A 25,365-nucleotide genomic window follows, 5' to 3' on the forward strand; every position below is an offset into this window, starting at 1 on the left:
TTATTTTATTACTATTAATTGATTTTAATCGTAAAGATTTTTCAATGTCTGATTTTGCGCCGCCGATTTAGGGTGTTTTTCAGCCTGGTTAAGCTGATTAACAATCAGCACTAAATCAGGTTTTTCATGCGATGAACTATAGAGTTTTGCACGTAATTTGGCAATTTCAGAGTTTAATGATTCATCGTTTAGTGTGGCTAGCAGTGAGTCTAAAGCCCCCGTTGTTTTTCCTGTGTGGTGTTTTGCATAGCGACTTAATGCACTATAAAACGCAGTGTATTTACCTTGCTTAGCTAACTTTTTAAGCTCGGGTAATGAGGATGAAGTCGTCGCTGAAGTGTGCGTTGACTCTCCTGTTGATTGAGGGCGTTTTTTAAAATACAGCACCAGTGTCACTAACCACAGTATGTAACCGGCAACGGCAATAATTATCAGCCAAGTTGGCGTACTTAACTGAGTAACGACAGCAGGTGTGCTGTTATTTAAGCTAGGCGTGGCTGCTTGCTCTGTAGGCGCTGTAACAGCTGCTTGAGGTGGCGTGAGCGGGTTAGTGCTTGGTACGACGGTAATCGAGCGTGCTGGGATTGTTGCATAGCTTATACGATTAATTTTAGTGTTGAACCAAGGCAGCTTGATTTCGGGCAGTGTATACGTTCCCGGGGTTTGCGGTAATAAAGCATAAGAGGCTGTTTGCTGAGAAATGACGCGGCCATCGCGAACAAGGTGATTGTTCTCTTTTTCGTCAGGGTAGCTTCTAAAACCTTGCACTTGCGGCATATCGATATCAGGAAGCTGCTCTTTAGTCACGCCCAGTGCCGTTAAAGTAATGGTGCGCGTAATCGGGGTGCCAACTTCTACAGTGTCATCTTTTGGTTGCCATTGCTCATCAAGGTTAACCAGCTCACTTGGCAACCAAGCACCAGAGTAGTTATCAGGAATCGGTTTGATTTCTGCGTCAATATCTTCGCCCATCGCAGAGATTTCCATTTGGCGATAGTTTTGACGAATACGGCCATTAAACACAGGGGCTGTTATGGTGTGAATGCCACTTTTTTGTGGTTGTACTAAGTATTCACGGGTGATCACTAAATACCGTTTACCGTCAATCAGTTCATAGCTTTCTGATTGCTTGTTAATAGGGGTTAGTTCAGCGTCTGCCATGACTGGTGTCGTTAGGTTACCATCGAGCAGTTCTTTGTTATTGTCTAAGTACAGTTTAACTGTGTAAACACCTGCTTCTTGAACATATAAGTTGTTTGGCTTGAGACTGGTTTTTATAAACGCATCTTTATTTTGCTCTGACGATTGGCTGCGTTTAGAAACGCTAAGTTGAATTGGTTTTGAACTTACACCTGCCACCGTAAAAGCAGGAATAGTGTAGGTGCCTTCCTTACGCGTCATGAGTTTTACAGACCAATTAGTTTGTTTACTAATTTCGCCGTTAATAATGTTTGTGCGTGAGCTCACACTGGTTGGCCCAACGACAAAGTCTTTTAATAATACAGACGTGTCGGGTTGTTCACTGTTAATCGTGTCGTCTGCAGAAATAGTGAGGATAAAAAATTCGCCCGCAAGGACGGGGTTTTTATCAACACTGGCCTGTAGTTGGGTGGCGGCCCAAAGCGGCGCTGCCGCGATTAGCAATAAACAACATAATAATCGCATTACCATGATTTTTCGGCTCCTCGTGGACGACGTTGATAGTTTCGTTTTTGTGCTTCTAACTGCATTTTATTTCTTAATAAGATAGCGGGATCATCAGGAACTTTACGCAGCAACTGATTCAGTTGCTGGGCTTTCTCTTTTTCTTCATTTGTTAGTTCAGCCGCTTGTGCCTGCATAGCTTGTTGTTCAGCTTCTTTTTTAGCTTGTTCATCACTTTGCATCGGCTCTGGCTGCGCGTCTTTTTGCTCGGGTGTTTGCTCAGGCTTTTGTTCACCAGAGTCGGATGGTTGCGCTGATTCAGATTGCATTTCAGGTTTATTTTTTTGCTCGCTATTTGACTCGCTTTGCTCACCTTTCTGATCCGATTGTTTATCTTGCTCAGAGGGTTGTTCACCTTCTTGTTGCTCGCTCTGTTCGCTGTTTTCACCTTGCTGCGAATTATCGCCTTGTTGCTTTTGCTGGTCGTCTTGCTGACCATCCTTGTTTTGTTGGTCAGAATTTTGCTGTTGATCTTGTTGTTGCTGTTGTTGATTTAATAACTGCTCAACAAGTGCTTGATTTTCTTGTGCCTCAGTAAAATCATCTTGTAACTGTTGGGCTTGCTTATAGGCATCAATGGCTTGTTCTAGCTGCCCAGCTTTAGCCAGAGCATTACCGTAGTTATAAAGGCCTGTTGCAGACTTATCTTGGCTAAAAGCATCAACCGCAGCTTGGTAATTACCTTGCTGATAAAGTGCGGCTCCTTTTAGCTGGGTGTTATCTGTATTAACGGCCTGATCAAACTGCTTTTGCTGATAAGCATCCAAAGCGCGTTGATCTTGGTTTTTAAACACTGCTGGTAACTCTGCGGCGTGTATCTGCTGTTGTGGTAGTAGCATAATAAACATAAAACCAAGCACTAGGCTGCTGCTCCGGATTAAAAAGAGTGCCAGTGGCATTAAAATCAGTAAGCCATAAATACCTGCATCGATACGCCATAACGTTTGGCTTTGTTTTTCGTCTTTGAGACGCTCTGCGTTGGCGCTGGGGGCGAAGGCTTTTATGTCTTGGTTACTGGTTTGATATAACGCAAATTTGCCGCCACTGTTACGAGCAATTGCTGTTAAGCGGCTGATATTAAGAGTGGGAATGACGATTTGCCCCTGTGAGTCTTTCAAAAAGCCGCCTTCAGGTAACTTAATGGGGGCGCCTTGTTCTGTGCCAACGCCGTAGACATTTAAGCGGTAGCTCGATTGAGCAGTAAAGCGACTAATATCATCGTGATCGAGTTGATCAATGCCATCGGTTACCAAAATAATGTCACCGTCTAAATACCCGGCTTGCTTTAGTAAATCATCGGCTTTTTCAAGGCCATCAATCACGTTTGACCCTTTGCTTGGCATAATATCTGGACTCAAACTTGGAATCAGATTCGCTAACGTGCTGGCGTCATTAGTTAAAGGCGAAATAGTAAATGCTGACCCCGCATAGGCCACAAGTGCAGTATCACCCTCTTTAAATAGCTCAATCATATCAAGTGCTTTAAAACGCGCTTGTACTAATCGGCTGGGGGCTATGTCGGTACTGAACATTGAGTACGACATATCCATGACGATAACGCGTGCATTTTTTGCTTGAAACACGGGCACCTGTTTTTTCTCAAAGCTTGGGCCGGCCGAAAAAACAATCGCAAGCAGGGTAAATAGCGCCACCAACCAGAGTGGTTGTTTTTGTTTGTTGTGACTTTCGTTCATAACAAATTGTGCAAGGTGCGGTGCAATTAAATCAGCTGGAGCATGCTTTTTATTTCGTACAAATAGCACGCTAAAAATAATCAATGCAGGCAGCAATAACCAAAGTAGGGTAGGGCGAATAAACTCAAAATCCATGCTTAGACCTCCCGTTTAAATTGGCGAATAAAATTAACAAGCAAGGCAAGTGCAATAATGCCCAACGCTGCAAGTAAGGGTAAATAAAACAAGGAGACTTGCGGGCGGAATGTTTGTTCATCACTGCTGATAGGCTCCAGTTTATCGAGCTCTTTATAGATTTGCTGAAGCCCTGCGACATCCTTCGCTCTAAAGTAGAGACCACCGGTTTGTTCTGCAATGCGTTTTAGTAAGCCTTCATCTAGATTACCACCACTCATTCCGCCCATGTTAAATAAGCTAAAACCGCGAGGGTTATCGGAACCTACGCCTATGGTGTACACTTTTATTCCCTCTTCACGGGCAAGTAACAGCGCGTCATCAGGGTCAAGGTTGCCAGCAGTGTTTTGGCCATCTGTTAACAACACCACAATACGGTTACTTTCGTCTTTATTGGCAAACCGTTTTACCGACAGCCCTAAAGCATCACCAATCGCTGTGGCACGGCCAACTAACCCAATTTGGGCTTCGCTGAGCATTTGGCTTACTGTTTTTACATCGCGGGTTAGTGGGGTTTGTAAAAAGGCGGTATCACCAAATAAGATCAGTCCTAAGCGGTCGCCTTGGCGTTGCTCTATAAAGTCACTGAGTACCGCTTTTACCATGGTCAGTCGATCAACATATTGTCCTTGATACGCCATATCTTGCTCTGTCATCGAACCTGATAAATCAACTGCCAGCATGATATCGCGGCCTTCATTTGGTAAGGTAATTGGTTCATCAAGCCATGTTGGATTGGCAATAGCGATAACCAATAGCGCCCAAATTATCCACTCGACTATCGATACCTTGCGGCCGTGGTCTTGTGCGGCTTGATTATTAAGGCCTAACTTAGCAAATCCAGGGATACGCAAACGCAAGTTACCTTGTTGCTTTAGCGGCTTTAAGCGGCTTAATAACCAAGGTAAAGGTAATAAAATAAAGCACCATGGCCAGCTAAACTCAAACATTAATAGACTCCTTGAGTTTAAAATTATTGATGGCATGGCGTAATTTTACACCCAGCTCGGCATGGTTATTGTCTGGTTGATAAAGTTGCATTAATTCATCATAGCTAAAGGTGTCGCCGCTAAGCTGTGACAAACTCTGTGACCATTGTGCCACAGGCTGAGCAGCTAATTGTTCTGTGTAGTAGTGACGTGTTAAGCGTTTTAAAATGATATGCAGCGCCTGCACGTCGTCATCTGCGAGTGTGCGACTTAGTTCAATAGCCTGTTTTTTGGCTTTTTTAAATTGGTTATTTTTATATAACTGCACCAAGCCAATAATCAAAAGCACACAGACTATTGAGATTATTAGCCACCAAATAGGCGCAAGTGGCCACCACGCAACCTCTGCGGGTGCAATGACATCATGTAAGCCATCGAGCGGATTTGTTTGCATTGTTACTTTCTCACTAATTGCAGCTCAAGCGGTGTGGCTGCACTGAATGAAATTAAACTCAGCCCCGATTTCTGTAAGCGTTTTAGTCTTTGAGTAAAAGAGTGCTCGGCTGATTTTGCGAAGCGTTCACGGAATTGTTTGTCCATTAATGGTAGGGCTAAATCTTGGCCATTAGCAGACACAGTGACGGTTTGCTTAAATGCCGGCAGCTGATGCTCAAACGGGTCACTGATATGACAACCAATTAGTTCGCAGTGTCTACTGAGCATTTCAAGCTGTTTAAAGCTTGCTTCATCAAGAGCATTAAAGTCTGAGACAATATACACAAGGCTTCCTGGCTTTGCTAAGTGATTTAATCGTTTGAGATTATCGCTGAATAAGCTGGAAGCTGTTTTGTCGATATTGTTAAGTGCGTTGCTGTGAATATCGCATAAATTATGGCAAAGCTTTAATACTGCTTTTTCACGTGATGTAGGTTTTAGCTCATGATGGCTGTGTTGGTTGAACACCAAACCACCTATGCGGTCACCTCGTTGGCAGGCCGACCATGCTACCAGCGCACTGATATGCGCAGCTTGCACCGACTTTAATAATAACCGAGAGCCAAATAGCATCGAGTTTGAAAAGTCAGTAAAGACAAAAACAGGACGCTCTTTTTCTTCTTGAAACAGCTTTGTGTGGGTTTCGCCAGTACGTGCTGTTACACGCCAGTCGATAGAGCGTATATCATCACCAGCTTGGTAATGGCGCACTTCGGCAAATTCCATCCCACGCCCCTTATGAGGCGCAAGATATTGCCCAGCTAAGCTGTTTTTGATTTTTACTTTGGGCGCAAGTTCAAGCAAGCGAGCCTTAGCTTTGTAATACATCAACTCTTTGAGTGATAAATTAACGCCTTGACTATGACTTGCAGCTAACCACGCCGCTGTATCAAATTGGCTAGACATAGTTTATGGCACTGCAACCAATTCTAGGATGCGACTGATAACGTCATCCTTACTAATACCATCGGCTTGGGCTTCGTAGCTCAAAATGATGCGATGACGTAACACATTGTGAAGAACCGCTTGGATATCATCGGGGGCAACAAAGTCGCGACCTTCAAGCCATGCATGTGCACGGGCACATTTATCAAGCGCGATTGTGGCACGCGGACTGGCACCGTATTCAATCCAGCGGCCAAGTTGTTCATCAAGTTCTGATGCTTCACGGGTTGCAACAATTAATTGCACTAAGTACTTTTCAAGCGGTTCAGCAAGGTATAAGCCTAAAATTGCTTTTCGGGCGGCAAATAATTCGCTTTGGCTAATTTGCTCTGTACTCGCTTGTTTATCAGAAATTGCTTCGCCACGCGTCAGACGCAAAATATCAAGCTCATGCTCAGCGCCCGGGTAATCAATGCTTAAGTGTAATAAAAAGCGGTCTAGTTGTGCTTCTGGCAGAGGGTAAGTCCCTTCTTGCTCTAATGGGTTTTGCGTTGCCATCACCATAAACAAGTCTGACAACGGGTAAGTGTTTTTGCCAACGGTTACTTGGCGTTCTGCCATCGCTTCGAGCAATGCAGACTGCACTTTTGCAGGAGCACGGTTAATTTCATCAGCCAAAATCAGGTTATGGAATAACGGCCCTTTTTCAAAGACGAATTCGCTTGTTTGCTGACGATAGATATCGGTGCCTGTGACATCTGCTGGCAACAAGTCAGGGGTAAATTGAACCCGTTGGAAACTGCCTTCAACGCCTTTAGCTAGCGCGTTAACAGCACGCGTTTTAGCAAGTCCTGGCGGGCCCTCAACCAATAAATGACCATCCGCTAAAATAGCGATTAACAGTGCTTGAGTTAATTGAGGTTGGCCGATAATTTGCGTGTCTAAGTATGATTTTAATTGTGAAAATGCGTTAACTGCCATAATAAAAAGACTGTCCTAAAAGCGTGAGTCAAAGTTCATTTTTGTGAAGCGCCAATAAACACTATTCAGTGCCGATAAATTATCCAAGCGATACTGTGATTGGGGCGCTATCAACAAGTTATAAGGATTCAAAAGTCATAACACAAGTGTTAGACAGAAAATCCTAAAATAGTTCGTTATTTTTTAAGGATTTTTAGCCTAGCATATAAATGGTGCTATTTTTTGTAAATAGGTCGAAAAAAGCCTATGGTTGGTAACTTACTATTGGCATTCATACACGGGTTGTTTTAGAATCAGGAAAAACAAACAGGTCAGACCTGTCAGCGGGAGAGCATAAATGTCTGAGCAAAACATACTTAAAACAGCAAAGGGCGATCGTATCGCTATCGTTAGCGGCTTACGAACGCCATTCGCAAAACAAGCCACAGCATTCCATCATGTACCAGCCCTTGATATGGGCAAGTTAGTTGTCAACGAAATGCTTGAGCGCCTTAACTTCGATAAATCTGAAATTGATCAATTGGTATTTGGGCAAGTAGTGCAAATGCCAGAAGCCCCTAATATTGCCCGCGAAATAGTGCTTGGTACCGGTATGCCTGTCTCTGTTGATGCGTATTCGGTATCACGTGCGTGTGCAACAAGTTTCCAAGCAATTGCCAACGTAGCCGAGTCAATTATGGCGGGGTCTGTGCAGGTTGGTATTGCTGGCGGTGCTGATTCATCGTCTGTATTACCAATCGGTGTGAGCAAAAAATTAGCGGGCAGCTTAGTTGATTTAAACAAGGCGCGTACGTTCGGGCAGCGTTTAAAAATATTCTCTAAATTGCGTTTAAAAGACTTAATGCCGGTACCGCCAGCCGTTGCGGAATACTCTACAGGTTTATCTATGGGTCAAACAGCTGAGCAAATGGCTAAAACGCATAACATTAGCCGTGCTGACCAAGATGCACTTGCACACCGTTCACACACGCTTGCGAGCCAAGCATGGGCCGACGGTAAATTAAAAGACGAAGTGATGACGGCACACGTTGCACCGTATAAGAGCTTCATCGAGCAAGATAACAATATTCGTCATAACTCAAGTATTGAAGGTTACGCTAAATTAAAACCAGCCTTCGACCGTCAACACGGTTCAGTGACGGCGGCAAACTCAACGCCATTAACTGATGGGGCCGCTGCGGTGCTTATGATGAGCGAAAGCAAAGCAAAAGCACTGGGTTACAATATTTTAGGCTATGTCCGTAGTTTTGCGTTTTCGGCAATCGGTGTGCACGAAGACATGCTTATGGGCCCAGCCCATTCAACACCCATCGCGCTTGACCGTGCGGGCATCACATTAGCTGATTTAGATTTAATTGAAATGCACGAAGCATTTGCAGCGCAAACACTGGCAAATATGAAAATGTTTGCATCAGATAAGTTTGCCCAAGAAAAGCTGGGTCGCAGCAAAGCGATCGGCGAAATTAACATGGACAAGTTCAATGTGTTAGGTGGCTCACTTGCTTACGGTCACCCATTTGCGGCAACAGGTGCGCGCCTGATCACGCAAAGCTTACATGAACTTAATCGTCGCGGTGGCGGCCTTGCTTTAACGACTGCCTGTGCAGCGGGTGGCTTAGGTGCAGCCTTTGTATTGGAGAGTGCGTAATGACAGATTCAGTATTTAGTTTATCGGTAGGTGATGACGGTGTTGGCGTTGTGATAATTGATGTGCCGGGTGAAAAAATGAACACCCTGCGCAGTAGTTTCGCAGAAGATTTAAAAACACTCTTAAAAGACGCACAACAACAAGCTGTTAAAGGCATGGTATTTATTAGTGGTAAAAGCGATAACTTTATTGCCGGTGCCGACATTAAAATGCTTGATAGTGCAAACAGTCGTGAAGATGCATTAGCGCTGAGCGAGATGTGTCAGCAAGCGTTTTTCGATATGAAAAAACTACCATTCCCAACAGTCAGTGCCATTCATGGTGCGGCGCTTGGTGGGGGATTAGAGTTTGCATTAGCGTGTGATTATCGTGTCTGTTCAGACAGCGACATCACGAAGCTGGGTTTACCCGAAGTACAACTAGGCTTATTACCTGGGGGTGGGGGTACTCAGCGCTTACCTAAATTAGTTGGCCTGCAAAAAGCGCTCGAATGGATGCTAACAGGTAAACAAGTACGTGCAAAACAAGCGAAAAAAACAGGCTTGGTAAATGATTGTGTTCCGCACAGTGTATTACTTGAAGTTGCAAAAGAGTTTGCCCTTAAAGGGAAAGCGAAAGTAAGCAAGCCTAAATTAGACCGTTTGAGCCAATTGTTAGAGTCAAACCCGTTTGGCCGCAATATTATTTTCAAAAAAGCCCAAGAAAATGTGCTTAAGAAAACAGGCGGTCATTACCCTGCGCCTTTAGCAATTATTAAAGCCGTGCGTGCGAGTGTTGAACTTGATCAATTAAAAGCATACAAAACAGAAGCAGAAGGCTTTGCAACGCTTGTTATGAGCGACGAGTCTAAAGCGTTGCGTGGTATTTTCTTTGCAACCACTGAAATGAAAAAAGAGTGGCGTAATGATGACGCACCAGCCATTAGTAAAGCCGCAGTTCTTGGCGGCGGATTGATGGGCGCGGGTATTGCCCACGTAAGTGCTGTTAAAGCGGGTGTGCCTGTGCGTATTAAAGATGTGGCTGAAAAGGGCATTAGTAATGCAATGAACTACAGCTACAAGATTTTAGACAAAAAGCAAAAGCGCCGTATTTTATCAAAAGCCGAGCTGCAACAAACCATGAGCCGTATTACAGGCACGACAGATTACAGCGGCTTTAAACACATTGATATTGTTATTGAAGCTGTGTTTGAAGATTTGGCACTTAAGCAAGGTATGGTGGCCGATGTTGAGCGTGAGTGCCAAGACACCACGATTTTTGCAAGTAATACATCGTCATTACCGATTGCACACATTGCCGCTAATGCTGCACGCCCAGAGAATGTAATAGGATTGCACTACTTCTCACCTGTAGAAAAAATGCCATTGGTTGAAATAATTCCTCACGCTGGCACGTCTGAAGACACCATTGCGCGCGTTGTTAATTTTGCTCGTAAGCAAGGTAAAACGCCGATTGTGGTGAAAGACATGGCGGGTTTTTACGTAAACCGTATTTTAGCGCCGTATGTAAACGAAGCGGCTAATTTACTGCTTGCGGGTGAACCTATTGAGAAGATTGACCAAGCGCTTGTTGAGTTTGGTTTCCCTGTGGGTCCATTAGCTTTACTTGATGAAGTTGGCATTGATATTGGCTCTAAAATTGCGCCAATTTTAGAAAAAGAATTGGGTGAGCGTTTTAAAGCCCCTGATGCCTTTAATCGTTTAATTGATTCTAAACGTTTAGGTCGTAAAACGGGACGTGGTTTTTATCTTTACGACAAGAAAGATAAAAAAGTGGATGAGTCAGTTTACGAGTTATTGGGTGTGACTCCTTCGCCACGTCTAAATAAAAGCGAAATAGCCAAACGCTGTGTGGCACAAATGCTAAATGAAGCGGTACGTTGTTTAGATGATGGCATTATTGCCAGCCCACGTGACGGGGATATTGGGGCTATTTTTGGTATCGGCTTCCCACCGTTCTTAGGCGGCCCATTTAGCTATATGGATAAGCTAGGGGCGGCGCAAGTGAGCTCTGAAATGGCAACATTTGCAAACTATAACCCTATTTTTACGCCATGCGATACATTAAAGGCAATGGCTGAGAATAAGGGGCGTTTTTATCAAAGTGCTGAAGAGTCTGTTGTTGAACAACAGGAATCACACCTAGACCCTGTCGAAGTAACGAAAGAAGTGGTTGAAGATGAGCAAGCCTTAGAAGAGCCAAATGCTGAAACAACTAAAAGTTAAGCTGCGTAGTTAACGAGTGACTTTATACTAAAAGCCCTGTTCCTATTGAACAGGGCTTTTTTGTTGCTGTATTGGCTATAAGTTGTATTTAAAGTAGGGGAGTGATTTGCTATAACAGACTTTATTTAGCAAACGACTAATCACCATGACTCTCACCACTGCGCGATTAACTTTAAGACCTTTAAATGCCGATGACTGGCCATTATTTTATGCATTACACAACGATATTGATGTGATTGAAAAGTGCTTTGATAAACCCTCTGAAGCACACGTACGCGCTAAGTTTAATGAACGCTTAAAGCCTTGGTCACCAGGTGGCAATACGCCGTTGTGTTTGGTGATAGTCGAAACCTGCACGGGCAAAGAAGTCGGGGTGACAGGGTTTACGTCATCCACTGTGCCAAATAGCCAAGAAGTAGGCTATTTGCTACTGCCAAACTTTCATGGCCGTGGTTATGCTACTGAGTCATTAAAAGCGGTGCTTGATTATGCTATTCGCGAACACCGCGTTTGTGAATTTAAAGCCGTGGTCACTGAGGGCAATGTCGGTTCAGAAAAAGTGCTGGAGAAATGTGGTTTTCAGTTAATTGAAAAACAGCCTGATGCTTATATGATAGGGGGTATTTTGTATACCGATCATCATTTTTATTTGAATCGCACTGATCACACCCTGTGATCAGTGCTGATGTAACTAGCGAAGAGGTTAAAGGTGCATCTCAATCGCTTTTCTGTCTTTTTCAGGCATGTTTGCGACCACTAGATTAAACGAATTATCAATCATACGTTCAATCTCCCCTTGTGGTACTGTGCCATCTAAAATAACGGTATTCCATAAACGTTTATTCATGTGATAACCCGGGACCACGGAAGGGAAAATATCTCGCAATGCTTGGGCTTCATCAGGATCGCATTTTAAATTTAACCACCAAACAAGGTTACCTTCATCGTCAATTTGGCCTTCTTTTCCCTCTACGAGAGTGGCAAACATTTTATGGTTAACCTTATAAACATCGACATCTTGGCCAAATGGTTGGGTGATCATCACCAATGGCTTTTTCATTAAATATTCGTGTACTGTGTGTTGATTCATGATCCAATCCTTGAAGTCATTTTTCGTAGTTATAAACATAGCAGAATTTTTAAGTTTGGAGATATCTATTTTTATAATTTGCTGAAAACTAGGATAAATAATGCGGGTGATGGAAAACTGCAAATTTTTATTGAACAAAAGCCATTACGTGGTAAATTTCTGTCATCAAAAAACGATAGGAATACACCCATGCCTAAGGCAAGTGAAGTAAAAAAAGGCGCAGCGATTGAATACAATGGCCGTGTTTTAGTAGTAAAAGATATCCAGCGTTCTGTGCCGCAAGGTCGAGCTGGTGGTAGCTTATACCGTATGCGTTTATACGATGTTGTTACTGGCGGTAAAGTCGATGAGACGTTTAAAGACAGTGACATGTTAAAGCTTGCTGATTTGACGCGTCGTGAAGCAATGTTTTCTTATATTGATGGCGAAGAATATGTGTTCATGGACAATGAAGATTACACGCCTTACAACCTTAATAAAGACGCAATTAGCGAAGAAATTTTATTCGTTAACGAAGAAACACAAGGTGTGCATGTCATTGTGATTGATGGCGCGCCTGTTGGTATCGATTTACCTTCAAGTGTAGAACTTGTTGTTGAAGAAACTGACCCTTCGATTAAAGGTGCCTCTGCGAGTGCACGCTCGAAGCCTGCGCGTTTAACTACTGGGTTAACGATTCAAGTACCAGAGCACATTTCAACGGGCGATCGTATTCGTATTAATACTGCTGAACATAAGTTTATGGGTCGAGCAGAAAAATAATTATCAGATCATCTGTAAAAGCCGACGTTATGTCGGCTTTTTTGTTAAGTTAAAATTAGGGCTAAGTTCACTTTAAACATCAGCCTATGTTCCTTTTTTTAGGCTAAAAGGCATTGAAAAAAGACTGGAAAACGCGCATCATGGTTTACTTAACTTATTGCTTTTTAAGGTTCTGCCCTAATAAGCAAAGACGATAATAACGACTAGTAGTAGATTGCATGTTAAACCACGGATTGGAAAACAGAGAGTACATTAAACTCCCAGAAGGTGTTGATATTGCTATAACACCAGCAGGTGTTGTGGCGCGTAGTTACGCTTATATTATCGATCTTATTATTCGTGGCTTGATCCTGCTTGCCATATCAACGCTCTTTTCTTTTTTTGGAGACGCAGGCGAAGGCCTTGTTCTTATTGCCTACTTTCTTATATCTTGGGGATACAACATCCTTTTTGAAATGGAAAATGGTCAGACCCCCGGTAAAAAACGCCTCAAAATACGTGTAGTACAAGACAACGGTTTGCCAGCGAGCTTTTCGCAAATAGTGGTACGCAACTTATTACGTCCTGCAGATATGCTGCCTATTGGTTATTTTTTAGGACTCATCGTGATGATGTTTAATACGCGATTCAAACGGATCGGCGATTGGGCAGCAGGCACCTTAGTTATTTATGATGATGAGCTGCAAGAGCGCCCATTACTGCCTAAAGGTGATGTAAGCATTCCTGCGGTCAGCTTGACGACCGAAGAGCAATTAGCGGTGCTTGCTTTTGCTGAACGACACAATGAGTTATCCGCTGCCAGACACCTAGAGATTGCCACTATACTTGCTGAGCCTTTAGCCAGTAATGAAACCGATATTGAGGAGCAATTAGCCAGTTATGCCCGTTATTTTGCTGGGCAACTACACGATAATCATGACCACCCACACGTGGAGAGTCAGCAATGAAACAAACCCAATTTGTAAAATCGAACACACAAAGCTGGGATGAATTCAAAGCGTTATGTGAAATGGAACGTTCAGAGTCGTTGCCCATTCATTTTCCAAATCTGTATCGCAAGATCTGTAATGATTTAGCCATCGCTCAAAGCCGTCAATACAGCCCCATACTCGTTGAACAAATAAATCGTTTAGTGCAGTTAGGCCAAAAACGTTTGTATTTGTCTCGTAGCAATCAGTTTTCTGAGCTATGGCATGTCGCACGAACAGCGTTTCCTCGGGCTCTGTATGAAAACCGTGTGATGTTAGCTGTTAATTTGCTGGCTTTTTGGAGCTTAGCTTTAATTGCCTTTATTTGGGTAAGACTGGACCCAGATGCAGCGTATACTTTTCTAGGGCAAGGTACGTTGCTAAACATAGAAAAAATGTATGACCCAAGTGGAAGTGTGCAATCTGCTGAGCGGGGAGCATCACAAGATTTATTAATGTTTGGGGTGTATATCTACAACAATATAGGGATCGCATTTCAAATGTTTGCAGGGGGAGTGTTGTTTTGTGTAGGAGCTGCATTTTTCTTGTTATTCAACAGTTTTTATTTCGGGGCCATTGCCGCACATATTGTAAATGTTGGGTTTGAAGGACCGTTTTTCTCGTTTGTTATCACCCATGGCTCTTTTGAACTGACAGCGATTATCATTGCCTCTGCAGCAGGGTGCCGAATTGGCTACGCACTCCTTAACCCTGGCCAATTCACGCGTGCTTATGCCATAAAACAAGCCGCACAAAAAGCTTTGCCCTTAATTGTAGGGGCCTTTTTAATGCTGGTGATAGCTGCTTTCATAGAAGCGTTTTGGTCTCCGCGCGATATTGCGAATGAAATAAAATATACAGTGGGCAGTGGGTGTTGGGCGTATGTGCTGTATCGTCTCTATAAGGGAATGCGTTATGGAGCTTAATCGCCTGAGTTTTAACCCTCGTAAACGTGATGCTTACGAAACCTTTGATTTAACAGTGTTATTAGTTAAATCGCACTTTTTTTCTTTGTTTTTTATGTATTTATGCATGGCCTTACCACTATTTATAATTGTGGGCGTGTTACTTAATTGGAGCTGGAGTGCTTTTTTAATATGGTGGCTTAAACCTTTATTCGAGCGCCCGATACTCGATTACATGTCAAAAGCGGTTTTTAATCAACCGGTCTCGATTACCCACAGTTTAAAGTCGTTAAAGCAATTAAAGTTGGCAGAGATGCTAGTGCATTTAAGTGTCTTAAGGTTCAGTCCTAATCGTGCTTTCTTGGCGCCAGTTGAACAACTAGAGCAACTGTCTAAAGAGCGAAAAGCGAAGCGTAAACAGCTGTTGTTCGCTTCAACAAAACCCAAACAAACACTTTGGATGCTATTTTGTGTCCACTTTGAATTTATTTTGTTGATGGGGTTTTCTGCATTAACGATTGCATTAGTGCCGTATTCATTTACAGCTGAAGAAGCGATGTATCAGATTTTTGAGGCCCCTGAATGGTTAGAAATTGCCTTTAATGCTTTATATATAGTAAGTATTGCACTCGTTGCGCCTTTATTTGTCACGGGGGGCTTTTTAGCTTATTTACACCGTCGAGTTGAGCTTGAAGGGTGGGATATTGAGCTTGCTTTTAAAAATATTCGCGCACGTCTAAGCGGTGTATTGTGTTCACTGGCACTGCTTTTCTTATCCAGTGTTACTATTGCTCCGTCTGCCAGTTACGCCGATGAAATTGATAAACAACAGGTAAAAGAGCAAGTCACAGCGCTTTATAATGAACCTAATGTGATAGAGACAGAAACAACGTGGACGCCTATTTTTGAACCCAAAAAAGCCTCATCGAGTGACTTATCATGGTTATTTAATATTTTTGAAGCCATAGGGCAGGTTTTTGGTGTATTGGGATGGGTGTTAGTGGCGTTATTAGTCATTTGGTTAGTCTATTACTTAATGAAAAAACGCGGTTTTTTTGCCAATTTAAGCCTGCCTGAACGTGCCAGACATAAAGAAGAGCCCGTGATCCCCAGTTTGTTTGCTGAAATTAAAGCACAGGATTTACCTACAGATTTAATTGCCTCGGCATTGCGTTGTTTTAATGCAGGGCAACACCGTTTAGCGCTGGCTTATTTGTTACATTACTCGCTTAGTTGGGCGCAGCAGCAACATCAAGTGAGATTACATCGCTCAATGACTGAGCGTGAATGTAAGCGTGCGATAGATGCCAAAGTACCGACGCATATACACGATATTTTTACGCGCTTGTTTACAGCGTGGGTGAGTGTTGCTTGGGGGCACCAAACACCCGATCTTGATTTTATTGCTCTTACAGAGGAAATAAAAGCAATGACAGCCAGCAAGGAGGAAAGTACTCATGAAGCTTAAATATGTACTGATTGCTGGTTTGGTATTGCTTGGTTTTATTATTGTTGCGGGGGTTGCGTCGCTGGAGTGGGAGAAAAAAGAATTCGAAATAGGTTTTCACTCTGATGTGGCTAAAGATAATTTCACCATGGCGCAGCGATTGTTAAACGCAAATGGCATTAAATGGCTTAAAGATAAACACCTTGCTGCACATGCCGATAGCGAACAAATACGCATTGACCCACACACTATTTTAATTGTCGATGAAGCGGTGCTTGCCGATTCGTATCAATTAGATCAGCAGCTCGCTGAATGGGTGGCTGAAGGTGGGCGATTGGTGTATGTATTAAATCGACAGCGCGATGAGTTGGCACTTGATAATATATTGTTTTTTAATCAACTAGGGATCACCGTTTCAGCGAAAGACAGTGCCTTTGACTATGACTTTGCAATGCTTAAAGAAGGGTCTAAAAACAGCACCTTGGCTATAAATGAAGACACCGTGTTAGCGCTTGAACTAAGCCGTGCATTTACGATTGAACATTGCCCAGGTGTCAGCACAAACACAGAACAGGGCGATACTGTTATGTGTGACCTCGCTTTTGGGCAAGGCCGCGTTATTGTAATGCCGTCATTGGCACCATTTACAAACTATCGATTACGCCACCTTGACCATGGCAGCCTCCTACTTTGGCTTAGCAAAGGGGCTGATAAAGTGACGTATGTTCCTTATTTAACATACCCTAATTGGCTGGCAAAAATATGGCACTGGAGCTGGCAGTTTGTTGTGAGCCTTTTATTATTGGTTGTGTTTACAGTGTGGCATATCAGTAGTCGAATTGGTCGAGCCTATGCCCCTGACTTCGATATTAAAACCAGTTTTAATGCGCATATTCGTGCAGTGGCTAATTTCTACATGCAACACGGACACGAAGCGTATTTATGGACAGCGCTTCGTAAAGACTTTAATGCCAAAGTAGAGATGCGAGTCCCTAATTTTAAAATGTTAAGTGATGATAAACAGGCACAAATTATTGCTAATTTAACGCACTTCGACAAACAACAAGTGACCCAGCTGCTTGTAAGTGAATTACCCACATCACGCGAGCAACGATTAGAATATATCAAACGATTTAAACAATTAAGGAATGCATTATGAGCACGGAACTGGAAAATAAACGCATGAGCTTGATAGATGCAGCGGAGGCTGTAAAACAAGTAAAGCAAAACATTTCACGTGTCCTCGTTGGTCAAGATGCCATTGTTGAAGATGTGCTAACCGTTTTATTTGCAGGTGGTCACGTACTGCTTGAAGGTGTGCCAGGGCTTGGCAAAACGTTACTGGTTAGGGCATTGGCAAAAAGCTTAAACGTGGATTTTTCGCGCGTACAGTTTACGCCTGATTTAATGCCATCAGATGTTGTTGGTCATAGCTTATATGATATGAAGTCGGGTGAATTCAATATTAAAAAAGGACCCGCCTTTACCAATATTTTATTGGCAGACGAAATTAACCGTGCACCCGCAAAAACCCAGTCCTCATTACTTGAAGTGATGCAGGAGCAACAAATAACGATTGATGGTGAATCGCTTTCTATCGATTCTCCTTTTATGGTTTTAGCAACACAAAACCCGCTCGATCAAGAAGGGACTTACCCGTTGCCTGAAGCGGAATTAGACCGATTTATGATGAAAGTTGAATTGGGTTTTCCTTCGCATGAAGCGGAAGTTGAGTTGTTAAAACTTAACACCAAAGTGGTGTCGAATGAATCAACGGTTGAGCAACTGCCAGCAGTACTTGATGCCGCGCGTATTAGTGAAATTAAGCAGCTATGTGCAGATAGGCTAGTTGACGAAAAAATTCTTAATTATGCTGTCGATATTGTTCGTAATTCACGAACTTGGCAAGGTGTATTGCACGGCGCAGGTTTACGAGCATCAATAAACCTGATTAAGGCTGCAAAAGTAATCGCATTGATGAATGGGCGCGATTTTGTGATCCCAGATGATGTAAAATCAGTCGCCCCTAATATTTTAAGACACCGTTTGATCTTATCGGCTGATTTAGAGTTAGAAGGGGTGTCGTACGACGAAGTTATCAATGCCATATTAGCCAGTGTTGAAGCACCTCGCTCATGATTCGAATTAAGCTTAGACCTGCCAAACGCCTTGTTTTACTGCTATGTGCAGTCGTGCTGATGGTGCTTGTCTGTGCTATAGCTGAGCTTGGTAGCGTAATAATGACGGCGTTATTATTGGTGCCTGTCGTGATTACATGGATTGACTTAATGTTGTCAAAGTCGCAGCCGCTGTTATCAACAGAATTGTCGACGAGCCAAAATATGGCATTGTATCGTTGGCAGCCAGTTCAGCTTACTATCAATAACACCGCTAAGCAGCCTCTGCTTCTCGATGCCAGTCTGCATTTAAGTCAGGCCATAGAGCTTGCTGAGCCGCAACAGACGGTATTTTTAACAGCGATGCAGCAAGCACAGCTGAGCTTTAATATTCGTGCTCATAAACGCGGTGACGCTGACATAACCGCTATTGAACTCAGAGTTGGCTCGTCTTTTGGGCTGTGGCAATCTAGCTGGTTAGTCAAGCAAGAGACTCGGTTAAAAGTGTACCCTGATTTTAGTCGTGTAACCTCAAAGCAACACCTTAATGGCGTAACCAATAAGCCAATTAATGGCTTAAAGTTAACCAAAAAGCGGGGTGAAGGTATTGAGTTTCATCAATTAAGGGAATACCGGCAAGGTGATAGTGTTAGGCAAATTGACTGGCAAGCGACCAGTAAACGTCGTAAATTAATTTCTCGTGAATACCAAGAAGAGCAGAATCAGCATGTGATTGTGATGCTTGATGCATCTAAAAAAATGGCGATTGAAGCAAACGAAGGCACTCACTTTGATCATGCATTAAATGCACTTTTATTGCTCGCTCACACTGTGTTAAAACAAGGTGACTGGTTTAGTATGCAAAGTTTCAATCAAGCCTTGCGTTGGTTACCAGATGTTAAAGGGGCGCAGAATGTCTCGCGGGTGATGAATCATTTTTATGATTTATACCCCGATAATAGCAGCAGTGACTATTTAGTTGCGGTTAATCAACTTATTGCTAAGCGAACTAAACGCTCTTTAGTGCTCTTGGTGACAACGTTAGATGAGCAGAGTATTGATGAATTGCTCCCAGCCATAAAAATGCTGCAAAAGCACCACCTTGTAGCGCTTATCAATATAAATAACCGTGCAGTGGCTGAGGTACTCGATGAGCCAATCGAGAAGTATGAAGATGCAACTAGTTATTGTGCGGCACTTGCTTTACTTAATGCACACAAAGCCAATATGGCAAAGCTTAAAAAGCAAGGTGTCATCGCTATTGATTGTAAGCCTGTGCAACTACTGCCACATGTGTTGAATACGTATTTAAATGTGAAGCACTCAGGTGCTCTCTAGCAGGAATAAAAAAGGCATTGAATTCAATGCCTTTTTTACGTTTGTAACGATTATTTTTGCTTGTCTATTGCTTCGTTGATTTTATATTGAAAGTAAATCACGTTGAAGAAAAAGGTTAAAATACCATTTAGTTTGACAGGTTCATCACTGCTTTCGTTGATTAACTCAGTTAAAGAAGTACGCAGTGAAAAGATAAGAATGATCGCGACAACAAAAGAAATAAGCGACACAACACCCCCAAGTTCGGGGCTAACTCCCGCAATCGATAAAATAATATTCACCGCGTATAAACCAACATAGCCGTAAATTATACCTTGGCTAACTTGATGTTTAGCGAGTGAATTTGCAAGATTTGTGCGATTTACTAGCCAATAAACACTGTAAATGCCCAGTGTAAAAACACTTAAAAAGAACACGCCCCAGGCAGAGAAACGATCAAAGTTTAAGATTGGTTTATTACCACTGCTGTTTGCATCTGTTAGGGTAGCTTCGGGCGCTTGGTATAGATTGCTGGTTTCATTAGACATAATATATCCTCATATTTTATTGTTTTTTCCTTAGGTGCCACAGGCACGTTCCTATATTATATCCTCGACTTTATTCTGTATATCATTTCACGCATTTTTTAACGCTTTGCAATTGATAGTAATAGAATATAACCCGTCTTTATAGTGGCTATTACAGCTTCATGGTTTAAACCTGTGCTTAAATTATATACACTGCGCGCTGTTTTTAATGAGGTGCTGTGTGCTGCTAATTCTACTGAGTTGTTTATTTGTATTGGTGATGTATTTAGAGTCGCTTTCGAAGGGAATGCCTGTAAAACGTTGGATGTTTTTAGGGGGCGTGCTTGGGCCCATTGCTTGGTGTTTGTTTAATGTGCACTACCGCCGTGCTTTTGTTCGCCATGTTGGCCGTCAGGCATGTGGTTGGCGCCCTTAATTAACGTTTACACTCCTGATTAAACTTGGAGCTGATTTAGTGAGTTGGCTTTTCAAAAATGCGGTAAATTCAGGGTGTGACAATGGTTTTGAGTAATAATAACCTTGCACCGTTTGACACTTTAATTCTTTTAACATCTCTACTTGTTTAGCTTGTTCAACCCCTTCGGCAACAACATGTAACTCTAGGTTGTGTGCGATGGTAACGATTGAGTCAACCATGTTCCGGCCCCGCTCAGTCTGCATATCATCAATAAATGCTTTATCAACTTTAAGCGTGTTTAGTGGAAACTGTTTTAGATAGGCGAGGGATGAATAACCGGTGCCAAAGTCATCCATCGCTAAGTGAATGCCTCTAGCACTTAATGAGCGCATGACTGCAATGGCTTCTTGCGGGTCATCCATTACGGTGCCTTCGGTAATTTCGAGTTCGAGAAAATAAGAGGGCAACTCGTTCTTTTGTAATATTAAATCAATGCGAGTGGTTAAGTCGGGTAAACTAAATTGCTTAGCGGATAAGTTCACCGCAACACGGCCATTAAAGAGGCCTTGATCTATCCAGTTTTTCACATCGCGACAGGCTTTATTTAAGACCACTTCACCAATTTCAATAATTTGCCCTGTTTCTTCGGCAATCGGAATAAAGACGCCCGGGCTTATAATCCCCTTTTTAGGAGTGATAAAGCGGACGAGTGCTTCCATGCCATCGAGTTTACCGGTGTGAATATTCATTTTCGGTTGGTAATAGACTTCGAAATGATCCTCTTTTAATCCGTAGCGCATTAAGTTTTCAATTTGTAAGCGCTTTACCGCCTCACGGTTCATTGTGTCATTAAAGAATAAGTAGCTGTTGCCTTTTTTCTTTGCGTGATACATCGCAGTATCGGCATTTTTTAGCAATAGCTCGGGGGTATTACCGTCTTCTGGAAACAGCACGATTCCGACACTTGAGGTAATTACCAGCTCATGGCCTGCCATATTAAAAGGGGTGGCAATTGCGGCTAAAAATAGTTTAGCCATCCGTGTGATGGTATGAATGTCGTTAGTGCCCGACATAACCAGTGCAAATTCATCACCACCCAATCGATAAAACACATCTTTCTCGCGAGTGAGTTTATTTAAACGCATTGCCAGTTTAGCTAGGAGACTGTCACCTAGTTGATGACCTAATGAGTCATTAATTTTTTTAAAGTTGTCTAGGTCAAACACTAAAAGAGCATGGTGATTGTCTTGCTTTGCGAGTTTTTTTAAATTGGTGAAAAATAAGTTTCGGTTAGGCAAGCCGGTCGTCCGGTCTCTGTTTGATAGGTTATGTAATTGAGACTCCGCTTTTTTACGCTCGGTTTGATCAGAATAGACAACCACGTAATTACAAATTTGATTATGCTCATTTTTAATTTCATCAATTGAAATTTCAATGGGTAATAATTGACGTTGAGCATTTTTAAGTTTGACTTCTTGTTGCCAATGTTCGGTGGCTTTTACGGTGGCTTTAATTTCGTCGACATAACTTTGGTCGTAGCCAAGCAGTGCAAAATCTTTCTTTAAATACTGTTCACGGCTGCCGCCAAACAGAGTTAAAAAGCTCGGGTTTAAATCAACAAGCTTAAAGTTTTTGTCGTAGATAGCAATTGCATCAGTCAGCGATTCAACACATTTAGCAAATAGGTTTAAACGGGCTTCTGTTGATTTTAGCTGTGAAATATCTCTGACAGTGCCTGTCATTCGTAAGGGGTTTAGGTTGGTATCTTTTTCGATAATTTTTCCACGGTCTAATACCCAGTGCCAGCGATCAAAACTATCTTTAATTCGGTAACTTGCTTCGAAAAATGCAGTGTGTTCTGCAAAATGTCTTTTGAGTGCATTTTCAACGTGTGGTAAATCATGTGGGTGAATAAGGTCTCGATTAGGAGGGAAGCCGTTGGCGTTATTCGTATCTGTGGTGTATTTATCGTTGATACGTATTACTTCGCCCGTTTTTATGTTCCAGTCCCATAGGGTATCACCACTGCCTTCTACGGTACTTTTTAGTCGATGTTCAGAGATTCGCAGCTGATGTCGAGAACGCTTTAGTTTGTAAATGACAAATAGCAAATATGGCAGCAAGAGCATCATAATTGTGCTTGGGATCAGCAACAGTGTACTTTGCTCAAGCTCTATCGGGCTTGCAGAAGCAGAAAAAACATCCGCCATACTCATTATTAAAAAAGTAGAAATCATTTTTATTATTTTTATCATTAATGAAATACCTTAATTCGCACCAGATAATTTAATCTAAGCTCACGAACGAGTCAAAGAGAATGAGAAGAAAGGTTGGCTTTTGCTGGTTTTTTGAGCTTTGGCTCACTTAAAAGTTCGATTCTAGGCCGGTTTTCAGAAAAGATCTCAATAATATATTGCTGCATATCCTCAAGACTCAGCGCATCAAGCTCAGCGATCAGTTGTTGTTGCATATTAAACTCAGTATCGCGGTTACCAATTGCCAGCCATAAACGTTGTGAGCGAAGTCGTAAGTTTTTGTCTTTTTCTGCAATATGTGTGACGAGTCCCGCTTTTGTTTGAAGCCATTGCTGCTCATCAACAGTGGGGATCTGTGCGACAAAATTACTAATAAATTGCTGGTGGCGTTTGAGTATCTCATCAGCGTTGTGTTTAGGCGATTGCACATAAAACGCAATGCCAGCGCGTGTGTTGAATGGGGCATAACCAGCACCCACTAAATAGCCAAGCTGCTGTTTTGTTCTTAGCTCGTTAAAGTAGTCTTGATTGATAAGGTGATTAAGCACCATCATTTTAACTTTTTCTGTGGTGTCATCGGTTAATGCCTGGTAATAAAGCACCATCGCGTGGTCGTTGCAATTGAGTGTGATACGTTGGTGTTCTACTTCGGTAACATCGTTTAGTGGCCGTGTTAAATCGATAATAGTGGTACTGCCAGCGAGGTGATCAACGATTTGCTTTTGAAATTTAAGTGCATCGCTGCGCTGCCAATTGCCATGTAAAAATGACTCAACATGCAAGGCTTTAAAAAACTCAGTTCTAAAGCAGTTGAATTGGTGGAAACTGGTATCTTTTAGCGCCTGAGCAAGTGCATTGGGCTCAGGGTTCCACGGCATAATTTGCGCCCCTAAAATACTGAATAGCTCACTGACGGGTTTGTTTTGATTACTGTTACGCCAATGCCTAACAAGCTGTTTTTTATACTCGGCAAAGCGCTTTGCGCAAATATCGACATTAAACAGTGCTTCGAGTAATTCGTTGACTAAAGTGAGCTGACTTGAAGATAAACCGGCTGTGTGCAGTGTAAGCCCTCCCTGATGCGAGGTTAAATGATAGCTCAGCCCAGCCAGTTCGGCTGGATAAAACTGCTCTGCCACACTGTCCATAAAAAGGTCTGCAAACAGGCGCGTTAGCGCCATGTGTTTTACGTCTTTAATTGCGTAGTGAGAATCCATCGCTAAATAAAAATGCCCTTTAGCAACGCGGAAAGTCGCGTCTTGCTTAAACCAAAAATCAAACCCTTCTTGTTTCACAAGTAGTTCAGGCGCTTTTTTGGGAGTGTCTAGCGGTAACAGTTCAACCTCTTTGGTTAAATAAGGGTTAGCGCAAGGCAGACACATTTCAGGTAAGGGCGTGTTTATTTCACTTAATGCTTCTAACCAGCATGGCGATATATCTTCGATTTTATAAGGTGTATTGTACCAAGCGGTAGTATGTTCTGGCTCAACATCGGGGTGAATGAGCACCAATCGCATATTATCTGGGGTTAACCATTGCATCGCAATTTCATGGGCGCAACGATTAAAGCCTTCCATTAAATAATCGCCTTGTACGTAATTTTCTTCATCGTAATGCTGCATGTTAATGCTTAAATTACTAACCCAGTCGATGAGGCGTGCTTTTTCTTGGTTATCAAAGGCAATTTGTAACAGGTTCTTTTTATCTTGATAAAGCCTGGGAAGTTTGGCGCAGTTTTGATTAATTAAACAGATATACTCGAATACCATTTCGACAATATCTTCATAGTATTCAATACCTTCATCTGTAAGAGCTACGCTGATATTAAAATCTTTAAAGTTACTGCCATTAATACCGCCACCAGCAGAAAGAGCATTGATCCAACCTTGTTCTTTTAAAATTGAATACAACGAGCCCTTGCCCTCATAGCCAAGCAAGTGAGCAATAAAACTAACCGTTTTATGGCGATAAAAATCGTCAATGTTGGGCATAGCAAAACTGATGATGAGCTTTTGCATATGTTTGTGCGGTTCAATGTGTAAAACTTTGCCCAAATCTTGTTTGCGATAAAGGGGAGGCTCGATGATCTCTTTACTCTTTGCTTGCCCTTTAATATCGCTAAAATACTGCTTAACCCAGTCAGTCATCGTGGCAATATCGGCGTTACTGCAAATAACTAAAGTCATCCATTGTGCTTGGTAATGACGGTTGAAAAATGCGCGCAGTTCTTCGCTAATACAGCCCTCACGGTCTGCTAATGTGTGTTGATTACCCACCGAAAACTTAGCAAAAGGGTGTGCTGGGTTTACCGTTTCTTTATGCGCTTGATAAATACGGCGTCCGTCGTCTTTAATTTTTAATTTAAATTCAGCGTCAATTGCATTGCGCTCTTTGGTGGTTTCTTTTGGACTGAGTAAGGGGGCAATAAAAAAACGACTAAATTGCGCGAGTGCATCTGAAAACTGTTGATTATTGATGTCAAAAAAGTAGCAAGAATGCTCGGTGCCAGTCCAGGCGTTCGTGCTGCCACCTGATTGTGAAACAAAGTTCGAAAAGGCACCAGACTCGGGATATAAATCAGTCCCTAAAAAAAGCATATGCTCTAAAAAATGAGCCAGACCTTGTCTATCAAGGGGATCGTCGAAGTGACCCGCATTAACAGCCATAGAAGCCGCTGATTTTGTTGACTCTAGGTCTTGCACTAAAAGCACTTTTAGACCATTGTCCAGTGTTAGGGGCTGGTATGTTCTGTTATCATTGCGGCTGATATTCAAAAGATTCTCCTGAAAGAATGCGTTAATGTCCTAACAACAGATGATAATCT

21 protein-coding genes are annotated in these 25,365 nt (G+C 42.4%); 11 read left to right on the forward strand and 10 right to left on the reverse strand.

Going from position 1 to position 25,365, the window contains the following annotated elements; translation table 11 throughout:
* Positions 1 to 24: 24 nt before the first annotated feature.
* From JIG41_RS02570 to JIG41_RS02595, 6 genes are read right to left on the reverse strand one after another with little or no spacing between them, the layout of a single operon-like run.
* Positions 25 to 1,671, reverse strand: a complete 1,647-nt coding sequence (locus JIG41_RS02570) for a BatD family protein (protein WP_065978769.1) — start codon at positions 1,669 to 1,671, stop codon at positions 25 to 27.
* On the reverse strand, positions 1,665 to 3,533 hold the full coding sequence (locus JIG41_RS02575) for a VWA domain-containing protein (RefSeq protein WP_074988662.1): 1,869 nt from the start codon (positions 3,531 to 3,533) through the stop codon (positions 1,665 to 1,667). The genes JIG41_RS02570 and JIG41_RS02575 overlap by 7 nt, the downstream gene beginning before the upstream one ends.
* 2 nt (positions 3,534 to 3,535) lie before the next feature.
* Entirely contained in the window at positions 3,536 to 4,522 is a 987-nt protein-coding gene (locus JIG41_RS02580) for a VWA domain-containing protein (protein WP_074988661.1), read from the reverse strand.
* Positions 4,515 to 4,955 carry a DUF4381 domain-containing protein gene (locus JIG41_RS02585; protein ID WP_074988660.1) on the reverse strand — a complete coding sequence of 147 codons (441 nt, stop codon included), beginning with the start codon at positions 4,953 to 4,955 and terminating at the stop codon, positions 4,515 to 4,517. Before JIG41_RS02585 ends, JIG41_RS02580 begins: the two co-directional genes overlap by 8 nt.
* A gap of 2 nt (positions 4,956 to 4,957) precedes the next feature.
* On the reverse strand, positions 4,958 to 5,902 hold the full coding sequence (locus JIG41_RS02590; protein WP_036969983.1) for a DUF58 domain-containing protein: 945 nt from the start codon (positions 5,900 to 5,902) through the stop codon (positions 4,958 to 4,960).
* A 3-nt stretch (positions 5,903 to 5,905) separates the two neighbouring features.
* Entirely contained in the window at positions 5,906 to 6,862 is a 957-nt protein-coding gene (locus JIG41_RS02595; RefSeq protein WP_036969980.1) for a MoxR family ATPase, read from the reverse strand.
* 337 nt (positions 6,863 to 7,199) lie between these two features.
* Here JIG41_RS02595 and fadI point away from each other — a divergent pair, with 337 nt between their 5' ends.
* The 3 genes from fadI (at position 7,200) to JIG41_RS02610 (ending at position 11,411) form a co-directional block, all read left to right on the forward strand.
* Complete coding sequence (fadI, locus tag JIG41_RS02600) at positions 7,200 to 8,510, forward strand: acetyl-CoA C-acyltransferase FadI (RefSeq protein ID WP_036969977.1); 1,311 nt, start codon at positions 7,200 to 7,202, stop codon at positions 8,508 to 8,510.
* Positions 8,510 to 10,735, forward strand: coding sequence for a fatty acid oxidation complex subunit alpha FadJ (gene fadJ, locus JIG41_RS02605; RefSeq protein ID WP_199524215.1), 2,226 nt, complete (start codon positions 8,510 to 8,512; stop codon positions 10,733 to 10,735). The genes fadI and fadJ overlap by 1 nt, the downstream gene beginning before the upstream one ends.
* 145 nt (positions 10,736 to 10,880) lie before the next feature.
* A complete protein-coding gene (locus JIG41_RS02610) occupies positions 10,881 to 11,411 on the forward strand; it encodes a GNAT family N-acetyltransferase (protein ID WP_036969973.1) in 531 nt (176 codons plus the stop codon).
* Between the two features lie 27 nt (positions 11,412 to 11,438).
* Here the strand turns inward: JIG41_RS02610 and JIG41_RS02615 are convergent, their stop codons facing one another.
* Positions 11,439 to 11,825, reverse strand: coding sequence for an MmcQ/YjbR family DNA-binding protein (locus tag JIG41_RS02615; protein ID WP_118844102.1), 387 nt, complete (start codon positions 11,823 to 11,825; stop codon positions 11,439 to 11,441).
* Between the two features lie 189 nt (positions 11,826 to 12,014).
* Between JIG41_RS02615 and yeiP the strand changes: the two genes are divergently transcribed.
* The 7 genes from yeiP (at position 12,015) to JIG41_RS02650 (ending at position 19,362) form a co-directional block, all read left to right on the forward strand.
* The gene (gene yeiP, locus JIG41_RS02620) at positions 12,015 to 12,587 is read left to right on the forward strand and encodes an elongation factor P-like protein YeiP (protein WP_036969970.1); all 573 of its coding nucleotides are present in this window, start codon (positions 12,015 to 12,017) and stop codon (positions 12,585 to 12,587) included.
* A 218-nt stretch (positions 12,588 to 12,805) separates the two neighbouring features.
* Complete coding sequence (locus JIG41_RS02625) at positions 12,806 to 13,534, forward strand: RDD family protein (protein ID WP_180311436.1); 729 nt, start codon at positions 12,806 to 12,808, stop codon at positions 13,532 to 13,534.
* Positions 13,531 to 14,481: a stage II sporulation protein M gene (locus tag JIG41_RS02630; RefSeq protein WP_180311437.1), complete on the forward strand. Its 951-nt coding sequence runs from the start codon at positions 13,531 to 13,533 to the stop codon at positions 14,479 to 14,481. The genes JIG41_RS02625 and JIG41_RS02630 overlap by 4 nt, the downstream gene beginning before the upstream one ends.
* Positions 14,471 to 15,928 carry a hypothetical protein gene (locus JIG41_RS02635; RefSeq protein WP_182396195.1) on the forward strand — a complete coding sequence of 486 codons (1,458 nt, stop codon included), beginning with the start codon at positions 14,471 to 14,473 and terminating at the stop codon, positions 15,926 to 15,928. The genes JIG41_RS02630 and JIG41_RS02635 overlap by 11 nt, the downstream gene beginning before the upstream one ends.
* Positions 15,918 to 17,066 carry a DUF4350 domain-containing protein gene (locus JIG41_RS02640; protein WP_199524216.1) on the forward strand — a complete coding sequence of 383 codons (1,149 nt, stop codon included), beginning with the start codon at positions 15,918 to 15,920 and terminating at the stop codon, positions 17,064 to 17,066. Before JIG41_RS02635 ends, JIG41_RS02640 begins: the two co-directional genes overlap by 11 nt.
* Entirely contained in the window at positions 17,063 to 18,046 is a 984-nt protein-coding gene (locus JIG41_RS02645) for a MoxR family ATPase (RefSeq protein WP_036969962.1), read from the forward strand. Before JIG41_RS02640 ends, JIG41_RS02645 begins: the two co-directional genes overlap by 4 nt.
* Positions 18,043 to 19,362 carry a DUF58 domain-containing protein gene (locus JIG41_RS02650; RefSeq protein ID WP_180311440.1) on the forward strand — a complete coding sequence of 440 codons (1,320 nt, stop codon included), beginning with the start codon at positions 18,043 to 18,045 and terminating at the stop codon, positions 19,360 to 19,362. The genes JIG41_RS02645 and JIG41_RS02650 overlap by 4 nt, the downstream gene beginning before the upstream one ends.
* Positions 19,363 to 19,412: 50 nt before the next feature.
* Here JIG41_RS02650 and JIG41_RS02655 read toward each other — a convergent pair whose 3' ends face one another.
* On the reverse strand, positions 19,413 to 19,889 hold the full coding sequence (locus JIG41_RS02655; protein WP_036969958.1) for a DUF4234 domain-containing protein: 477 nt from the start codon (positions 19,887 to 19,889) through the stop codon (positions 19,413 to 19,415).
* Positions 19,890 to 20,109: 220 nt separating this feature from the next.
* Here JIG41_RS02655 and JIG41_RS02660 point away from each other — a divergent pair, with 220 nt between their 5' ends.
* Positions 20,110 to 20,304 carry a hypothetical protein gene (locus tag JIG41_RS02660; protein WP_036969956.1) on the forward strand — a complete coding sequence of 65 codons (195 nt, stop codon included), beginning with the start codon at positions 20,110 to 20,112 and terminating at the stop codon, positions 20,302 to 20,304.
* Here the strand turns inward: JIG41_RS02660 and JIG41_RS02665 are convergent.
* On the reverse strand, positions 20,301 to 22,418 hold the full coding sequence (locus JIG41_RS02665) for a putative bifunctional diguanylate cyclase/phosphodiesterase (RefSeq protein ID WP_371915642.1): 2,118 nt from the start codon (positions 22,416 to 22,418) through the stop codon (positions 20,301 to 20,303). The two genes, JIG41_RS02660 and JIG41_RS02665, sit on opposite strands and share 4 nt — an antisense overlap.
* A gap of 176 nt (positions 22,419 to 22,594) precedes the next feature.
* Positions 22,595 to 25,315 carry an insulinase family protein gene (locus JIG41_RS02670; RefSeq protein ID WP_118844107.1) on the reverse strand — a complete coding sequence of 907 codons (2,721 nt, stop codon included), beginning with the start codon at positions 25,313 to 25,315 and terminating at the stop codon, positions 22,595 to 22,597.
* Positions 25,316 to 25,365 lie beyond the last annotated feature (50 nt).

Origin of the sequence: Pseudoalteromonas sp. bablab_jr011 (genome assembly GCF_016464045.1) — a bacterium.
GTDB lineage: Bacteria > Pseudomonadota > Gammaproteobacteria > Enterobacterales > Alteromonadaceae > Pseudoalteromonas > Pseudoalteromonas lipolytica.